The following is a 16,451-nucleotide window of genomic DNA, read 5'->3' on the forward strand; positions in this document are numbered from 1 at the left end:
GCAGGATCAGGACGGCGGGAGCTCCGCGGCGACCCCATCAGGACGACTCGGCCTCCACCACACCGGCGAGGGCACTGACGATCGGGCAGGGCACCGACGGATCGACGCATTGGGCATCGAGCAGATCCGAGATCGCGGCTCGCGTCCGTTGCAGGTCGGCGACCTTCTCGTCGATCTCCTGCAGCTTCTGCGCGGCCGCGGCGGCGACGTCCCCGGCGGAGGCACCACCAGCCCGCACCGCCTGGGACAACCGGTCGAAGTCGTGGAGCTCCGCCAGCGTGAACCCGAGCTCCTGGCCGCGACGGAGGAACCGGAGACGGATGACATCGGCCTCCCGATAGTCCCGATAGCCGCCGGTGGTCCGTCCGGGCTCGGCGAGCACACCGGACCGTTCGTAGAACCGGACCGTGGACACCTTCACCTTGGCCAGCCGGGCCAGCTCAGCGATACGCACAAGCCGACCCTAGGCCAAGGCCGCCCGACGAGCCGACAGCATGACGCCGCCCTGGACGGCAGCCCAGACCAGCTCGAACACGAGCATCCCGAGGACCAGCGGTGACGCGCCATGCAGCAACGCGGCCCCCATGCCGAGCGAGAAGAGCAGCCTCCCGGCGGTGTCGGCCACACCGGCCGCCCACGTCGGGCGCATCAACCGGAAGACCGACCAGACCACCACGAGTGAACCCATGAGGTTCGCGAACATCACCGCGAACACGTCCCCGGGGTCGGGGACCGCCCCATGGAGCGCGAGTGCGGAGTGAATGACGCCCAATCCGGCGAACAGCGTCGGCGCAGTGAAGGGCAAGGCGAACCCGGCGGTGACGACGAGGTCGTAGAGGGCGGACAGGCGGACGGTGCGACGCACGATCGAGGAAGTCATATCCTCACTGTCGACCCTGCACCCCGGTGCAAGGTCAAGGCCTACCCCGCACACTCCAGCGAGAGCTCGGTGATGGGCCATGAGCTCCGGAGACAGCTGGCGGCACGCCGTCTCGGCGATCAGAGGTCGAGGGACAGCCGCCGACCGAGCGCTTCGATCGCAGCCTCGTCGCGCTGATAGTGCGACCACTGGCCGATCCGGGTGCACGTCACGAGGCCGGCGCGCTGGAGCGTGGCCATGAACTGCGAGGCGGTCGACTGCGACACCTCGGCCCTCGCCTGGATGTGCTTGAGACACACGCCGACCTCGGCCGCCGGCTGATCCTGCGGCGGGAACGACTCAGGATCCTTCAACCACCCCAGGATCGCGAGGCGAGTCGGATGGCCGAGCGCTTTGAAGATCGCCACCAGGTCCAACTCGTCAGCGTTTGTCATACGTCAACCATATCGTAATATCGCGATTCCACGATGTTGTGCGACACTGTGGATCGGTAAATCACGATCTACCGATGGAGATGTCATGACACAGCACACAGCACTGGTGGTCGGAGCCCGTGGAGTGATCGGCGGGAACCTGATCACCCACCTCGAGGGGCTCGGCTGGGACGCGATCGGGTTGTCCCGCCGCGGCGGTACCGACCGGGGATCCGTCAGACACCTCGCGGTGGACCTCCTCGACCGCGACGCGACCATCCACCAGTTGCGGGGCCTGTCGGAGGTGACGCACCTGTTCTACGCCGCGTACCACGACCGCCCCAGCTGGGCTGAGCTCGTCGCACCGAACCTCGCGATGCTCACCAACGTCGTCGACGCCGTCGAACCCGTCGCGCCGGGCCTCGAACACATCAGTCTGATGCAGGGCTACAAGGTCTACGGCGCGCACCTGGGGCCCTTCGCGACACCCGCGAAGGAGTCCGACCCGCCGCACATGCCGCCGGAGTTCAACGTCGACCAGCAGCAATTCCTCGAGCGCCGCCAGGTCGGGGCGACCTGGTCATGGTCGGCGTTGCGGCCATCGGTCGTCGCCGGGATCGGCCTGGGCAACCCGATGAACCTGGCGATGGTCATCGCCGTCTACGCGTCCATGAGCAAAGAGCTCGGCATCCCGTTGCGGTTCCCCGGCAAGCCCGGCGCCTACACGAGCCTGATCGAGATGACCGACGCCGACCTCCTCGCGAAGGCCACCGTGTGGGCGGCGACCACGGAGCAGGCCCGCAACGAGGCGTTCAACATCACGAACGGCGACGTGTTCCGGTGGTCGTCGATGTGGCCGAAGATCGCCGCCTTCTTCGACCTCGACGTCGCGCCACCACTCGAGATGAGCCTCGTCGAGGTGATGGCCGACAAGGAGGCCCTGTGGAACGCGATGGTCGAGCGGCACGGCCTCGCGCCCACCAGCTACGCAGAAGTGTCGTCGTGGGCGTTCGGTGACTTCGTCTTCGCGTGGGACTACGACGTCATCGCGGACACGTCGAAGTCGCGCCGGGCCGGGTTCCACGAGTTCGTCGACACGGAGGCGATGTTCCTCCGCATCTTCCAGGACCTGCGGGAGCAGCGACTCATTCCGTAGGCGTCGGAGCCCGGCTACTGCTCGAAGGCGGCGAGCGCGACCCTCGCCGCCTCCGCGACCAACGCGTCGTCGTACTCGGCGTCCGGGTCGAGTGTGTTCGTGAGAATGGTCAGGACGATCGGGTCGCCGCTCGGCCGGTCGATGATCGCGATGTCGTTCCGGATCCCACCGGCACCCCCGGACTTGTCGGCCACCTGCCATCCCGCCGGAGCACCGGCCCGGATCAGCGTGTCGCCCGTCGCGTTGCCGCTCATCCAGGCGAGGAGCGTTGCCCGGTCGGCGGACTCCAGGTAGGAGCCGTCGACGAGACGGATCAGGGTGTCGGTGAACGCGGCAGGGGTGCTGGTGTCATCGGTGCTGCCCGGTTCGATCACGTTCAACTGCGGCTCAGCGTTGACGACCTCGGTCACCTCATCGCCGAGCGTGACGAGGGCGGTGTCCAACGCGGCCGGCCCACCGATCCGGGCGAGGACGAGGTTGAGGGCCGTGTTGTCGCTCCGCCGGACGGCGGCCTCGGCGAGCTGCGACAGGGTCAGGCCGGTCTCGACCTGTTCACTCGTCACCGGCGAATAGCCGGCCGCATCGACATCCTCAGCCGACCAGGTGACGACTTCGTCACGCGCCGAGCCGCGCACCTCGTGGAGGAAGACGGCTGCGGCGAGCGCCTTGATCGTCGAGGCATATCCGAAGCGCTCGTCCACGCGGTAGGACAACCGGGCACCGGTCCCGGTGTCGACGGCGCTGATGCCGACGCGCGCGCCGAACTCGGCCTCCAAGGCTTGAAACTCGACGGACAGGTCGGGCATCGACGTCGGCGGGGCCGAGGTGGCGGAGCTCGGTGACGTCGAAGGGGATGGAGGAGCGGAGGCGCACCCCACGAGCCCGAGCACCAGCCCACCCATGAGAGCGACGGCGACGCCCCGCATCATCGACGAACGCCGGCCTGCCCAGCGACCTGGTGATCGAGGCGCTCGAGGTCCGCCTCGACCATGGCGACGTCACGCGCGAACGCGTCGTCGTCCAGCTCGATCTGGCGCACGGTGAAGACCACCTCGGCACCCTCCGGATGGGCCAGCACGCGGACCGGGTTGGTCACGACGGTCCCCGACGGCAGGGTGACGTCGTGGTCGAGCACGCCGAAGCGGTTGCGCTCGACGAACCGGACCTCCACCCGCCCCATCGGCGACTCGACGAACAGCGAGTCACCCTCGCGCACCACCTCGGCCTGCGCGAGACCGGCCGCCCACCGCGGGAGGTGGTCGACGTCGGACGCGTACTCGTAGACGGCATCCGGCGAGGCGCTGATGACCCGGCTCACGTGGTGACTTCTCATGACCGAATCATGCCAGGTAGGCGATTCGTTGTTCCACGTGCCGAGAGTGCCCGTTCTGCTCACTGAGCATGGTCGGAAGCGCAGAACGGGCACTCTCGGACGGGTGGGCTCAGACCGCCGGTGCGTACGGGTCGCGGAGGGTACGGCGGAGAACCGCCCGCTCCGCGACCGTCCACAGTGCGCTCGTCGCGAGGTAGACGGCGGCCGCGAATGGAACGATGGCCGCAAAGCCGACCGAGAGGAACGGAAGCCAGCGCATGATGGGTGCGATCGCGGCGGCGCCGGCGGGAGCAGGCGTCCGCGACGCTGCAGCTTCGTCCGGGACAGCCGCCCATCGTGCGCTCGCCCGCCTGGTGAGTTCGATCGCGAGGGCGAGGAGCAGCAGGACGACGAGGAACGGCCAGATCGTCGTGACCGTGGTGCCGATCAGCTGGAACAGGTTCGAGCCGAGCGGAACACCCCCGACCACTGCGGAGAGCAGCGCGTTGGCATGACCGGCGATGTCCTGGTGGACGAACAACGCGTACACCGCCGAGACGACCGGAGCCTGTGCGAGGAGCGGCAGGCAGCCCGCGACCGGCGAGGTGCCGTGGCGCTGGTAGAGCTCGATGACCGCGCGGTTCAGCTCCTCGGGGCGGCCGGCGTAGCGCTTCCGGAGGGCCGCGAGCTCAGGGGCGAGACGACTCCTGGTGCGTTCGGCGCGCACCTGCGAGACGCCGACCGGCAACAGGAGCAATCGCACGAGCACGGTGAGGACGACGATGGCGAGCAGCGGTGCCCACGAGCCGGTGAGTGGTTCGAGGACGGTGCTGGTCGCTGCGACGAACCCGGCGAGGCCGTCGAGGATGGTGGAGACGAATGGGATGGTGGAGAGGTCCATGGGTGGGTCCTTCGATCGAGAACGGGAGAGGATCGTTCGACCGCCACGGACCACCGGGGGCGCTACTGCACGCTGAAGCCGGCCGTTCTGACGGTCACGATCGCGCTTCCGGGCGCTCGAGACCGGACGTGCCCCGGCGCGTCAGGGTTGTTGTGCGTCACCAGCACGCGCAGGTTCTCGACCTCGCGCAGCTCGACCGGGCCGGTGCGTGGCCGGAGCGTCACGCGCACCTGCAGGATGACGGCGATGAGGACAGCCGCCGCGGAAACGGCCCCGATGAACCCGAACACCATGAGGGCAGGGATCACGACGTTGCCGCTGCCCCCTGCTCCCAGCAGCGCGAACGTCCGCGCTACGAGTTCGAGCAGACCGACCATGGTCCGAGGCTAGCAGCGGCCTTCCCCTCAGGACGGGTCGGTCCCGAGGATCGCCGTCCACACGCCCGGAACTGGACGTCTGCGGCAACCGGTTTGGACAGGTGTCGGGACTTTCGACAGACCAGCGAAACGGCCGTCGCGTCGCGTTACCGTGGTCGCGCTCCCACATTCCGTGGAAGTGGAATTCGCGAGAGTCGTTCCGAGCACGGCTTGGCTCGACATGAGCTTGGAGGTCAGTCATGCCATTCGTGACAACGGACGACGGCACGGAAATCTACTACAAGGATCTGGGCGACCCGGCGGCGCAGCCCATCATGTTCCACCACGGTTGGCCGCTGTCGTCGGATGACTGGGACGCGCAGGTGCTCTTCTTCCTGTCGAAGGGGTACCGCGTGGTGGCCAGCGATCGGCGCGGACACGGGCGGTCCTCGGAGATCGGCTCAGGCCACGACATGGATCACTACGCCAGCGACGTGTCGGCGGTCGTCGAGCACCTCGACCTGCGCAACGTCGTCCACATCGGCCACTCGACGGGTGGTGGCCAGGTCGCGCGGTACGTCGCCAAGTACGGCGAGCCGCAGGGTCGTGTGGCGAAGGCCGTCCTGGTCTCGTCCGTGCCTCCGCTGATGGTGCAGACCGACGCCAACCCCGAAGGGACACCCATCTCGGTCTTCGACGGCTTCCGGAGCGCGCTCGCCGCGAACCGCGCGGAGTTCTTCCAGGCCGTGGCTTCGGGCCCGTTCTACGGCTTCAACCGCGACGGTGTGACGGTGTCCCAGCCCGTGATCGACAACTGGTGGCGTCAGGGCATGACCGGCAGCGCCGTGGCGCACTACGAGGGCATCAAGGCGTTCTCCGAGACCGACCAGACCGAGGACCTCAAGGCGATCTCCGTGCCGGTCCTCTGCATGCAGGGCGATGACGACCAGGTTGTGCCGTACAAGGACGCGGTCATCAAGCAGGCCGAACTCCTCAGCAACGCGACCCTCAAGGTCTACGAGGGCTTCCCGCACGGCATGCTGACCACCCACGCCGACATCATCAACCCCGACCTCCTCGCCTTCATCGAGCAGTAAGGGAACCACCGTCAGCGACGAACGGCCCATCCGGGAGACCCGGTGGGCCGTTCGTGCAAGCATCCCACCCGGCGCTGCGGTCCGCTCAGTTCACCAACGGGTACCAGTGTCGGTCGCGCAGCTGATGCTCGTCATCGTCGAGTCGCACCCATGTGCCGTGAGCCTTCGGAGTCGCGTCCGAAGCCCACACGCCGAAGTGGGCGACCGGTGCCGGCCAGTCGTATCCGTCGGCCGGTGCCTCCACGACGTTGCGTACGGCGCCGATGAACCGAACGCCAATGGCCTCGCCGGTGATGCTCTGGGCCAGCTCACGGATGGTCGCCGTGCCGTCGACGTCATCGGATGCAGCCTCGAGCATTGGCAGATCGAGCCGACCTGTCTCCTGCCGCGGCACGCAGAACACCCGGTCGGAGTCACACAGGAGCAAGCGTACGACCGCCATCGGCCGGGGTGGCGTCGTCCGGCGGACCACCTCGGCCCGGCCTCCCGGAGGAAGCCACGGCGCGTCGTGCGTCACGTGGACGAGCGCCTCGTCTTCGTTCACGCCGCGAGCGTACCCGAACCCATGGAGCGTGACCGGTGCCGGCTGCTCGAGCTCTCAGTCAGATGCGTTTAGCGAGATCGCTCCTCGTTGGCCACTCCGAGCGGCGGGAGGATGCCCTGGGCCGCCGCCACGGCTCGGGCGACGATGAGCGGCGGGTCGACGATCGCTCCGGAGACGATCAGTGCGTCGAGCTCGGACAGCGGGATGCGCTCGAGCCGCACCTGCTCCGCGGGATCCGACAGGTCCACCAGGCCGGAACGGATACCTCGAGTCGAGATGAACAGGTGTGTGGGCCAGGACGCCCGCCCCGGGTTCATGAAGAAGGTGTGCAGCGGTCGGAGGTCGTCCGGAACGATACCAAGCTCCTCTTCGAGCTCACGCCGGGCCGCCTCCAGCGGAGCTTCGTCCGTTCGACCGGCACCGCCCGGCAGGTCGTGGATCCAGCGGTCGAGCGGGTATCGGTACTGCCGGGCGAGGAGCACGTCGTCGCCGTCGATGATCAGCGAGGCGACGGAGAAGGGAACGCTCTCGTCGACGAGATACCTCGATCGCGACCCGTCCGGCAATCGGACCTCGTGATCGACCAAGGTGACCCGACCTCGGTGGACCGTCGTCTTCTCGAGCGTGGTCCAACGTGATTCATCCGGAACAGACATCCGCCCACCCTACGGTCGAGTGCCGACCGGCGATCATGGCGTCAGCGGAAGTCGCCCAGCTGACGCTCGATGGGCACCGTGCCCTCGACGATCACGTCACCGGTGTGGGCGGTCGTGACGGTCTCGATCAAGACGATCTCGACCTCCTCGTCGGCGATGGGATTGTGCTGCACGCCCCGCGGCACCACGAAGAACTGGCCCGGCGTGAGCACGACCTCCTCATCGTCGCGGAGCTGGAGACGACGAGGAACATCTCGTCTTCGTTCGCGTGGTCGTGCCAGACCAACTGGCCGAGGAGCTTCGCGACCTTCACGTATTGATCGTTGACCCGGCCGACCACTCGAGGCGTCCAATGGGCCTCAACCTGTCGGAGTTCGGCGGCGATATCGATTCCGGAGAGAGCGGTCATGCGTCCATCGTCTCGCGACTGACGTGCCTCGTGGCACGGTATCGCCCCTCGGTCTCGGTGCGCGCCGGCTTCCGACCACACAACTGCAGCGCTGAACGCGCCGGTTGCACGATCTCAGCGCTCTCCACATCCGACTTGGTGCCGACATCAGGGCCATCCGGAGTCCGATGTGCCGCTCACAGCTCGTCACTACGGTCGAGAACATGCCACTGCCCCTGCCATCTCGCCGCCTACTCTTGCCGTTCGGTGCTGCGACCCTCATGGCACTTGTCCTGCTCGTCGTCCCGGCGCCTGGCAGCGCGAGTGTCATCGGCACGCGGTGGCTTGCCGCCCTCGGCTCGTCCATCCCGAACGTCGAACTCGCCTCGGAGGTCGGCCTCGCGCTCCTGGCGGCGACGACGATCTCGACGGCGGCGTTCGCCTGGATCCGTTACCCGGAACGGCGGGCGCGGCTGCTGGCCGGCGCCGCCGGGGTCAGCCTCGCCTACGCCGCGAGCGAGGGACTGAAGCTCCTCTTCGCCCAACCTCGACCATGCACCCGGTGGTCGATCACGACCGAATGCCCGCCGGCTGGTGACTGGTCACTGCCGTCGAACCACGCGACGCTCGCGTTCGGAGCGACCGTCGTCATCGCGATCGCCGTCGGCCGATGGTGGGTCACGTGCTCGGCGCTCGCACTGGCGGCGCTTGTCGCCACCGGCCGGGTCGCGCAAGGCGTGCACTACGTCCACGATGTCGCGATGGGAGCGGTCCTGGGCCTGGCGATCACGACCGCCCTCGTCATTGCGACAGTGGCATGGCAGCACCGCTCGACCGCGACCCGCTCGTCGCTGGGGTGACGGTGACGACACCCGTGACCCGACGGCGCACCTCACCTACGATGACGTGATGGTCGACGACAACGAGCGCGGATTCCGTCGCGCCCTCATCGAAGCGAGCGCCCACTTCGGGCTCGATCATGAACGCCTCGAGCAGCTCGGTGGAATGACCGGGCGGGTGTTCGGGATCGACGACGTCGTGCTGCGCCTCGGCTCCCCGGAGACGATCGCGCACGAACTCGCCGCTGCGAACGCAGCCTCCGTGGCGGTGCCGGTTCCGGCGACCGTCGGCACCTTCGTCCCGACCGACGGTGGACCATGGGCGGCCGCACTCATCGAGCGGGTCGACGGCACCGTCGCCGCCGATCTCAGCGGCCTGACGGCAGATCGGGCCTTCACGAGGGGTCTCGCCTGCGGTCGTGCGCAGGCGGCGCTGTGGACGGTCACCGCACCTCCGGCGTTCGCCTCCATCGACGGCGAACGCTCACTCCTGCACCTTGATCTCCACCCGTTGAACATCCTGCTGGGGTCGGACGACCGCGTGACCGCTGTCATCGACTGGACCAACGCCGCAGCCGGGTCGCCGGACTACGACCGGGCCAGGACCTCCGCCATCTTCCGGCTGGACCCGCACGTGACACCGCTGCTCGACCAACCGGTGTGGCGGGCGTTCCTCGCGGGCTGGACCGACGGTGCGAACCTCGACGAGGCGTCGACGGCCGCACGCATCTGGGCCTGCCGGTTCATGCTGCACGATCTGCAGCATCGCCACCCCGGGGATGCGCTCGACCACGTGCGTCACGAGCTGGAGGTCCTCGAGGAGGGCCGGCCCCGTCCGGCGATCACGGAAGACATGATCGAGGGATGATGTCCCCTCGCCCGCGCGCGACGTGAGGAGACCGTCGGGGTTCCGGGGATCGACGTATGGATCCCGTGAGGGCGGTCGCTCGGGCAGACGGTGAGGCGTAGACCGGAGGTCATGACCCTCACGACGATCCTGCCCTCGCTCCGCCGCAGCATCCCGGACCCGTTCGTCCCCGACCGCTGGCCGGCACACACCCATCTGAGCACCACGGACGTGATCGTCGACGACGTTCCGATGCTGCGCGTGGTCGAGCAGTGCGGAACCCCGTGCGTCCACTCGGCGGCAGCGGTGATCCCCGGCACAGGTGGATGCCCGTCTCCCGTCGAGCAGACCTCCGTGGTCGTCATGCGCGTCGTCGCTGCGACGGTCGGCGAGGACGGCCATCACCTCACCCTCGACGCCTGCCTCTCAGACGTCGAACCATGCTGGTCGGAACTCCGGCTCATCGGGCGAGCGTCGACGACGCACACGGTGTCGTTCCGCATCGACAGCGCGGCAGGAACCGAGCAGCGCGTGCTACTCCCCCGCGACCTCGCGCCCGGCGACCTGCTCGCCGTGCCGTGTCGCGGCGAGGTCGCTCAGGCGGTCGGCTCGGCGTCGGGCTTCATCCAGAACGGCGAGTAGTGGTAGCCGTCGGGGTCGTCGAACTGGCGCTGGTACATGAACGGATAGTCGTCGGTGTCGCCGATCCGTCCACCCGCGGCGCCGGCCCGCTCGACGAGCTCGTCGACCGCCTCGCGGCTCCCGAGATCGAAGGAGACCGTGACCTTCGAGGGGGTGTCCGGTCCACCGATCAGCTCCTCGGTGCCGCCGACGCTCGCGTACATCTCGCGGCTGCCGAGCATGACGTATTGCTCGGGAGCGATCTCGAAACAGGAGACCTGGTCGGAGGACATCGCGGCGTTGCGGGTCCAGCCGAGGGCGTCGTAGAAGGCGGTCGCGCGTTCGACGCTCTCGACCGGACAGGTGATGAAGAGGCTCATGCGGTCAAGCTACGCCCGGCGTGAGCACACCCACAAGGACGTCTTTCCGAGATTCACTCGCGCGGCGCCCATGGCACGGTCGGATCGATCGTCGTCGCGATCTTCGCGCTGATCTCGGCCAGTTGCCGCACCTGCGCCGCCGTGAGGGAGCCGAAGACGAGCTCCTCGACCAGGGCGTGGTGCGCGGGCGTGGACCGGGCGACGTGGGCGTGGCCGTCCTCCGTGAGGACGGCGAGGGTGAACCGACCGTCGGTCGGGTCGACCTCGCGTCGCACCCAGCCCTGCTTCTCCAGTCGCGAGATCGCGCGGGAGAGACGAGAGAGCGTGCTACTCGCGTACCCGGCGAGCGTGCTCATCCGGAGTGTGCGGTCCGGGGCGGTGTCGAGCGCGAAGAGCAGCCCGTGCTCGTAGTGGCTCAGCCCGCTGTCGCGCTGCAGCTGGGCGTCGAGCGCCGCGGGAAGCCGCTCCAGCATGGTGGCGACGGAGGCCCAGGCCGCGAGCCGGTCGCCGCTGAGGCCGGGGCGTTCGGCGGATTCGATCATGGGGCAAGCCTATTCGACTTGCTTGAGCAAGTGAACCGGCCTAGGGTGACTTGCCTGAGCAAGTGAATCGGCGCATCGCCGACAGAGGGAGACGACATGGACCTGCAACTCCGAGGCAAGACGGCCTTCATCAGCGGATCGACCGGCGGCGTCGGCGCAGCCATCGCCCGGTCACTCGCCGAGGAGGGCGCACGGGTCATCGTCAACGGGCGCTCCGAGCAGGCGGTGGGCGATATGGTCGCCGAACTTCGGCGCACGCACCCCGACGCCGGCCACGATGGGATCGTCGCGGATTTCGCCGATCCCGCCTCCGTCGAGCGACTGCTCGGCGACCTCGGCGCCGTCGACATCCTCGTGAACAACGTGGGCCAGTTCGGCCTCGCGGAATTCGAGTCCATCTCGGACGACGAGTGGTCCAACGTCCTCGAGGTCAACCTGATGAGCGCCGTCCGGCTGTCCCGGCACGCCCTGCCAGGCATGTTGGATCGCGGCTGGGGGCGCATCCTGTTCGTCAGCAGCGAGTCCGGCGTGAACATCCCCGCCGACATGATCCACTACGGCGTCACGAAGGCGGCGATGATCGCCCTCGGCAACGGACTCGCGAAGCTGACCCGCGGCACCGCCGTGACGGTCAACACGATCCTCGGCGGCCCGACCTACTCCGACGGGGTCGCCACGACGATCGAGTCCATCGCCGCCGACCAGGCCGCGCCGGTCGACGCCGTGAAGGCCTCGATCATCGGCCGCAACACCACCACCCTGCTCGAACGCTTCATCGAGCCTGAGGAGATCGCCTCGCTGGCGGCCTACCTCGCGAGCCCACTGGCGTCGGCGACGAACGGTGCGGCCCTGCGCGCGGACGGCGGAGTGCTGACCGGGATGCTCTAGGCGCAGGCTGGTCGCGATGGCAACCCTCGCGGTCGACGACCTGCTGTGCCGAGGGCCCGGCACCGGCGTCACTCGGAGCGACGCTCCCGAACCGCGTCGAAGGTCCGCTGCAGCGCACCGATCGACGCCTCGGAGTCGACCTGGGCGACACCGATGAAGAGACAGTCGACGACCATCAGCTGGGCGATCCGACTGCCGAGCGCCCCCGAGCGGAATGCCGTCTCCCGCGCGGACGTCTGGAGGACGATGTCCGCGCTGGTCGCCAGGGTCGACTCCGCGTGGTTGGTGATCGCGATGGTCGTCGCCCCGGAGCGGGCCGCGAGCCGGAGGTAGTCGACGGTGTCCGCGGTCGCGCCGGAGTGCGAGATCGCGACGGCGACCGCCTGCTCGTCGAGGATCGCAGCGGCGGTCCAGGCGGCATGCGGGTCAGGCCATTCCAGCGCGACCCGTCCGATCCGCGAGAGCTTCCGCTGCAGGTCGACGGCGACGATGGAACTCGCTCCGACACCGAAGATGTCGACCCGGCGAGCGCCGGCGACCGCGGCGACCGCACGCGTGAGGGCTGCCGTGTCGAGCGCCTGTGCGGTGTCGGCGATCGAGAGGGATTCGTTCGCGGCCACCTTCGCGACGATGTCGTCGAGGCTGTCTCCGGCGACGATGTCGGGCGACTGCACGTTCGTCCCGGCGAGCGCGAGCCGCTCGCGGAGGTTCTCCTCGGTCAGGTCGTGGCGGAAGTCCTTGAAGCGGTCGTAGCCGATCTTGCGCGTGAAACGGACGACCGTCGTCGTCGACGTCGACGCCTCTTCGGCGATCTCGGCGACCGACCGCGTCGCGAAGGCGCCCGGGTCGGCGAGCAGTGATTCGGCGATCCGACGCTCGGAGGGACGGAGTTCGTCGAGACGCGCGCGCACCTCGGTGGACACCGCCCGTGATGTCCGGTGGACGTCGGCTCCCATCGGTGCTCCTCTCGACCGTCAACACTGTACCGTCGGCACCCGCCGTCGGGATGTATGGAAATTACCATCCACCATCGAATTGTGTATGTTTGTTGCACCGACTCGCGACCAGTGCCCTCCTCCGGTGCGGACTGGCCGACACGTGTAGCGGAGTACCGCGGGTGCTGCCGGCATGCACGATCCAGGAACCAAGGGAGGTCCCGTGACCAGCTCCACACCACGCAGCGACGTGATCAGCAGCACCGCCCGACGCCGGGCGATCGTCGCCGGCAGCGTCGGCAACTTCATCGAGTGGTACGAGTTCGGGATCTACGGGTTCCTCGCCACGATCCTCGCCGCACAGTTCTTCAGCGACGGCCAGCAGACCGGTATCGAGTCACTCATCGCGACCTACGCGTCCTTCGCGATCGCCTTCTTCTTCCGCCCGGTCGGGGCGGCGCTCTTCGGCCGGATCGGCGACCGGATCGGCCGCAAACCGACGCTCATCCTCGTCCTGGTCATGATGTCCGGCGCGACCGCACTCATCGGCATCCTCCCGACGTACGCCTCCATCGGCATTGCGGCGCCGATCCTGCTCACGATCGTGCGCATCCTGCAGGGCCTCTCCGCAGGCGGTGAGTTCGGTGGCGCCGTCTCGGTCATGACCGAGTTCGCACCGGCCGGGAAGCGCGGCTTCTACGGATCGTGGCAGTCGTTCACGGTCGCGCTCGGACTCCTCGGCGGCGCCGGTACCGTCGCGCTGCTGGCATCCCTGCTGTCAGAAGCCGATCTGGCGGCGTGGGGCTGGCGGATCGCCTTCCTGCTCGCCATCCCCCTCGGCGCGGTCGCTCTGTTCCTCCGCCTGAAGCTCGAGGAGACCCCGGAGTTCCAGAAGGTCGCCGCCGCAGACACCACCGACGTCGCCAAGCCGGTGGTCGTGCGTGCGGGTGCCGCAGAGACAGCCAAGGCGATCCTCCTCGGGATCGGCCGCCTGATGGGCTGGTCCGCCGCCGGGTACACCTTCCTCGTCGTCATGCCCTCCTACCTCCAGAGCAGCCTCAACGCCTCGTTCCAGGAAGCGCTGATCTCCACGGTCCTCGCGAACGCCGGCTTCGCCGCGACGATCCTCCCGGCCGGCTGGCTGTCGGACAGGATCGGTCGGCGTTGGGTGATGCTCACCGGTACGGGGCTCATCGTGATCCTGGCGCTGCCCCTCCTCAACGTGCTGCAGAACCCGGACCTCGGCGTCGGTGTCCACGGCCTCGCCGTGTTCGTCGCCGGCGCGGTCGTCGGCCTGATCGCGGGCCCTGGCCCCGCCATGCTCGCCGAGATGTTCCCCACCTCCGTGCGGTACACCGGCCTCGGACTGTCCTACTCGATCTCGAACGCCGTCTTCTCGGGCAGCGCCGGCCTCATCATCACGTCGCTGATCGCCTCGACCGGCAACGTCGACGTCCCGGCGTACTACGTGATGGCGACCTGTCTGGTGAGCGCGATCGCCATCGGCACGCTCCGCGGGAACGCCCACCGGGCGGAGCTGCGCAAGTGAGCCGCCCGATGCGCGTCATCGGCCTCATGTCCGGCACGTCGCACGATGCGATCGACGCCGCCGCAGCCGAGATCAGCGTGGACGGCGACACCCTCGTCGTCCACCCGCTCGGGATGCTCACCGCCGGGTACGACCCGGAACTGCGAGCCGCGATCACCGCAGCCCTGCCACCGGCGACCACCAGTGTCGACGACATCTGTCGGTTGGACACGCGGATCGGGCAGGCCTTCGCCGATCTCGCCGTCCGAGCGGTCGCTGAGCTCTGCGACGGTGACGCCGACCTGATCGTCTCCCACGGCCAGACGATGTACCACTGGGTCGAGGACGGCCGCGTCGAGGGGACGCTCCAGCTCGGCCAGCCCGCATGGATCGCCGAACGCACGGGCGTGACCGTCGTCGCCGACCTGCGTTCGCGCGACGTCGCGGCCGGCGGGCAGGGTGCTCCGCTCGTGAGCATGATCGACGCGCTCTGGCTGGGTGGCGAGACCGCTGCGGCCGTCAACCTCGGCGGCATCGCCAACGCGACCATCGTGCGCCCGGGGCAGGACCCGATCGCGTTCGACAGCGGACCGGCGAACGCCCTCATCGACGCCGTCGTCGCCGAGTACACCGGCGGCGCCCGGCAGTTCGACGCCGACGGCGAGCTCGCCGCGCGCGGCACGGTCGACGAGGAGACGCTCGACCTCCTCCTGCGCGAGCCGTACTACCAGCACCCCGCCCCGAAGTCGACGGGCAAGGAACTGTTCCATCTCGACTACCTCCACCACCAGCTCGCCGGTCGTCCGACGCTGCCGATCGAGGACCTCGTCGCGACGCTGACCGAGCTGACCGCACGGACCGTCGCCGACGCCGTCCGAGGAGTGGAGCGCGTGATCCTCGCCGGTGGTGGGGTGCGCAATCCCCAGCTCGTCGCGCGCATCCGGGCCGCGCTCCCTGAGGCCGACGTCGTCAGCAGCGACGACGCGGGCCTCCCGTCCGACGCGAAGGAAGCGCTCGCCTTCGCCGTCCTCGGCTTCCTGACGGTGAACGGGCAGGCGGGATCCCTCTCCTCGGCCACCGGTGCCTCGCACGGCAGCGTCCTCGGCGCGATCGTCCCGGGACACTCGCTCCCCGCGCGGACGCTCGACGGGCCGCCGCGCGCGCTGCGGTTCGAAGCATGACCGTCGACAGCCCCACGGACCACCACGACGGCGTCAGCCCGTCCGACCCAGAACGGAGGGCCGTTCGTGCCTGAATCATCGAGTACCTTGGCAGCGCTCTCCACCGAGGGACGCAACCCGCGCACGGTCGACCTCGACACGCTGGACACGCTCCGGCTGCTCGAGGTGATCAACGACGAGGACCGACTCGTCGCCGACGCGGTCCGAGCGGAACTGCCGAGCATCGCGCGCGCCGTGGAGCGCATCACGGAGGCTCGCCGCCAGGGCGGGCGACTGATCTACCTCGGCGCGGGGACGAGCGGCCGGATCGGACTGCTCGACGCGGTCGAGTGCCCGCCGACCTTCGGCACCGACCCCTCCGAGGTCGTGGGTCTCATCGCCGGGGGCGAGCACGCCTTCGTCGTCGCCGTCGAGGGTGCCGAGGACGACATCGAGCTCGGCGCGTCGGAACTCATCGCGGCCGACCTCCACCCCACGGACGTCGTCGTCGGTCTCGCGGCCAGCGGTCGCACCCCGTACGTCATCGGCGGCCTGCGCTACGCACGCCACCTGGGCGCGGGGACGATCGCGGTGTCCTGCAACCGGAACGCCAGGATCAGCGCCGAGGCGGACATCGCCATCGAGGTGATGACCGGCCCTGAGGCCCTGACCGGTTCGACCCGGCTGAAGGCCGGCACCGCACAGAAGCTCGTGTGCAACATGCTGTCCACCGCGTCCATGGTGCGCTCGGGCAAGGTCTTCTCCAATCTCATGGTCGACGTGAAACCGACGAACGAAAAGCTCGTCGACCGCGCGCAGCGGATCGTCGCGGACGCCACCGGCGTCGAAAGGTCGATCGCCGACGCCGCCCTGGAGCAGGCCGGCTCGCACGCCAAGACCGCCGTCGTCATGCTCCTCGCCGACGTGGACGCGGCGACGGCCGCCCGGCTGCTCGAATCACATGACGACGACGTCCGCTCAGCAGTGGCCGCGGCGAGCGCCTGAGCA

At 68.9% G+C, this 16,451-nt stretch carries 22 protein-coding genes; 9 read left to right on the forward strand and 13 right to left on the reverse strand.

Annotation, left to right across the window (positions count from 1 at the left end; genetic code table 11):
* Nucleotides 1–37 precede the first annotated feature (37 nt).
* The 3 genes from FGL15_RS07905 to FGL15_RS07915 form a co-directional block, all read right to left on the reverse strand.
* Entirely contained in the window at nucleotides 38–454 is a 417-nt protein-coding gene (locus FGL15_RS07905; RefSeq protein WP_138945622.1) for a MerR family transcriptional regulator, read from the reverse strand.
* A gap of 9 nt (nucleotides 455–463) precedes the next feature.
* On the reverse strand, nucleotides 464–880 hold the full coding sequence (locus FGL15_RS07910; RefSeq protein WP_138945623.1) for a hypothetical protein: 417 nt from the start codon (nucleotides 878–880) through the stop codon (nucleotides 464–466).
* Between the two features lie 119 nt (nucleotides 881–999).
* Complete coding sequence (locus FGL15_RS07915; RefSeq protein WP_138945624.1) at nucleotides 1,000–1,314, reverse strand: helix-turn-helix transcriptional regulator; 315 nt, start codon at nucleotides 1,312–1,314, stop codon at nucleotides 1,000–1,002.
* 85 nt (nucleotides 1,315–1,399) lie between these two features.
* Between FGL15_RS07915 and FGL15_RS07920 the strand changes: the two genes are divergently transcribed.
* The gene (locus FGL15_RS07920) at nucleotides 1,400–2,449 is read left to right on the forward strand and encodes an SDR family oxidoreductase (RefSeq protein WP_138945625.1); all 1,050 of its coding nucleotides are present in this window, start codon (nucleotides 1,400–1,402) and stop codon (nucleotides 2,447–2,449) included.
* Nucleotides 2,450–2,463: 14 nt separating this feature from the next.
* Here the strand turns inward: FGL15_RS07920 and bla are convergent, their stop codons facing one another.
* The 4 genes from bla to FGL15_RS07940 form a co-directional block, all read right to left on the reverse strand.
* On the reverse strand, nucleotides 2,464–3,255 hold the full coding sequence (gene bla / locus FGL15_RS07925) for a class A beta-lactamase (RefSeq protein WP_205858704.1): 792 nt from the start codon (nucleotides 3,253–3,255) through the stop codon (nucleotides 2,464–2,466).
* 119 nt (nucleotides 3,256–3,374) lie between these two features.
* Nucleotides 3,375–3,782, reverse strand: a complete 408-nt coding sequence (locus tag FGL15_RS07930) for an SRPBCC family protein (protein ID WP_205858705.1) — start codon at nucleotides 3,780–3,782, stop codon at nucleotides 3,375–3,377.
* A 109-nt stretch (nucleotides 3,783–3,891) separates the two neighbouring features.
* A complete protein-coding gene (gene yidC, locus FGL15_RS07935) occupies nucleotides 3,892–4,662 on the reverse strand; it encodes a membrane protein insertase YidC (RefSeq protein WP_138945627.1) in 771 nt (256 codons plus the stop codon).
* A gap of 62 nt (nucleotides 4,663–4,724) precedes the next feature.
* Nucleotides 4,725–5,039, reverse strand: coding sequence for a DUF6412 domain-containing protein (locus FGL15_RS07940; RefSeq protein WP_138945628.1), 315 nt, complete (start codon nucleotides 5,037–5,039; stop codon nucleotides 4,725–4,727).
* A 239-nt stretch (nucleotides 5,040–5,278) separates the two neighbouring features.
* Here FGL15_RS07940 and FGL15_RS07945 point away from each other — a divergent pair, with 239 nt between their 5' ends.
* Nucleotides 5,279–6,115, forward strand: coding sequence for an alpha/beta fold hydrolase (locus FGL15_RS07945; RefSeq protein WP_086472353.1), 837 nt, complete (start codon nucleotides 5,279–5,281; stop codon nucleotides 6,113–6,115).
* 85 nt (nucleotides 6,116–6,200) lie between these two features.
* Here the strand turns inward: FGL15_RS07945 and FGL15_RS07950 are convergent, their stop codons facing one another.
* From FGL15_RS07950 to FGL15_RS20810, 3 genes are all read right to left on the reverse strand, one after another.
* Nucleotides 6,201–6,659, reverse strand: a complete 459-nt coding sequence (locus FGL15_RS07950) for an NUDIX hydrolase (RefSeq protein WP_138945629.1) — start codon at nucleotides 6,657–6,659, stop codon at nucleotides 6,201–6,203.
* A 68-nt stretch (nucleotides 6,660–6,727) separates the two neighbouring features.
* Entirely contained in the window at nucleotides 6,728–7,315 is a 588-nt protein-coding gene (locus FGL15_RS07955) for an NUDIX domain-containing protein (protein WP_138945630.1), read from the reverse strand.
* Nucleotides 7,316–7,356: 41 nt separating this feature from the next.
* Nucleotides 7,357–7,527, reverse strand: coding sequence for a hypothetical protein (locus tag FGL15_RS20810; RefSeq protein WP_240773856.1), 171 nt, complete (start codon nucleotides 7,525–7,527; stop codon nucleotides 7,357–7,359).
* Between the two features lie 400 nt (nucleotides 7,528–7,927).
* Between FGL15_RS20810 and FGL15_RS07965 the strand changes: the two genes are divergently transcribed.
* From FGL15_RS07965 to FGL15_RS07975, 3 genes are all read left to right on the forward strand, one after another.
* Nucleotides 7,928–8,563, forward strand: coding sequence for a phosphatase PAP2 family protein (locus FGL15_RS07965; RefSeq protein ID WP_205858706.1), 636 nt, complete (start codon nucleotides 7,928–7,930; stop codon nucleotides 8,561–8,563).
* Between the two features lie 49 nt (nucleotides 8,564–8,612).
* Complete coding sequence (locus tag FGL15_RS07970) at nucleotides 8,613–9,410, forward strand: phosphotransferase (protein WP_138945631.1); 798 nt, start codon at nucleotides 8,613–8,615, stop codon at nucleotides 9,408–9,410.
* A 111-nt stretch (nucleotides 9,411–9,521) separates the two neighbouring features.
* The gene (locus tag FGL15_RS07975) at nucleotides 9,522–10,031 is read left to right on the forward strand and encodes a hypothetical protein (RefSeq protein ID WP_138945632.1); all 510 of its coding nucleotides are present in this window, start codon (nucleotides 9,522–9,524) and stop codon (nucleotides 10,029–10,031) included.
* Here the strand turns inward: FGL15_RS07975 and FGL15_RS07980 are convergent.
* Complete coding sequence (locus FGL15_RS07980; protein ID WP_086472363.1) at nucleotides 9,986–10,390, reverse strand: VOC family protein; 405 nt, start codon at nucleotides 10,388–10,390, stop codon at nucleotides 9,986–9,988. The two genes, FGL15_RS07975 and FGL15_RS07980, sit on opposite strands and share 46 nt — an antisense overlap.
* A gap of 53 nt (nucleotides 10,391–10,443) precedes the next feature.
* The gene (locus FGL15_RS07985) at nucleotides 10,444–10,932 is read right to left on the reverse strand and encodes a MarR family winged helix-turn-helix transcriptional regulator (protein WP_138945633.1); all 489 of its coding nucleotides are present in this window, start codon (nucleotides 10,930–10,932) and stop codon (nucleotides 10,444–10,446) included.
* A gap of 96 nt (nucleotides 10,933–11,028) precedes the next feature.
* On the opposite strand from FGL15_RS07985, the gene FGL15_RS07990 reads away from it, so the two are divergent.
* On the forward strand, nucleotides 11,029–11,820 hold the full coding sequence (locus FGL15_RS07990) for an SDR family NAD(P)-dependent oxidoreductase (RefSeq protein WP_138945634.1): 792 nt from the start codon (nucleotides 11,029–11,031) through the stop codon (nucleotides 11,818–11,820).
* A 68-nt stretch (nucleotides 11,821–11,888) separates the two neighbouring features.
* Here the strand turns inward: FGL15_RS07990 and FGL15_RS07995 are convergent, their stop codons facing one another.
* The gene (locus tag FGL15_RS07995) at nucleotides 11,889–12,776 is read right to left on the reverse strand and encodes a MurR/RpiR family transcriptional regulator (protein ID WP_138945635.1); all 888 of its coding nucleotides are present in this window, start codon (nucleotides 12,774–12,776) and stop codon (nucleotides 11,889–11,891) included.
* A gap of 202 nt (nucleotides 12,777–12,978) precedes the next feature.
* Between FGL15_RS07995 and FGL15_RS08000 the strand changes: the two genes are divergently transcribed.
* From FGL15_RS08000 to murQ, 3 genes are all read left to right on the forward strand, one after another.
* On the forward strand, nucleotides 12,979–14,304 hold the full coding sequence (locus FGL15_RS08000) for an MFS transporter (RefSeq protein ID WP_205858707.1): 1,326 nt from the start codon (nucleotides 12,979–12,981) through the stop codon (nucleotides 14,302–14,304).
* Nucleotides 14,301–15,464, forward strand: coding sequence for an anhydro-N-acetylmuramic acid kinase (locus FGL15_RS08005; RefSeq protein WP_240773857.1), 1,164 nt, complete (start codon nucleotides 14,301–14,303; stop codon nucleotides 15,462–15,464). Before FGL15_RS08000 ends, FGL15_RS08005 begins: the two co-directional genes overlap by 4 nt.
* Nucleotides 15,465–15,530: 66 nt before the next feature.
* Nucleotides 15,531–16,448, forward strand: a complete 918-nt coding sequence (murQ, locus tag FGL15_RS08010) for an N-acetylmuramic acid 6-phosphate etherase (RefSeq protein ID WP_138945637.1) — start codon at nucleotides 15,531–15,533, stop codon at nucleotides 16,446–16,448.
* The last annotated feature ends 3 nt before the right edge of the window (nucleotides 16,449–16,451 follow it).

This window comes from Plantibacter sp. M259 (genome assembly GCF_006065115.1).
GTDB classification, from domain to species: Bacteria; Actinomycetota; Actinomycetes; order Actinomycetales; family Microbacteriaceae; genus Plantibacter; species Plantibacter auratus.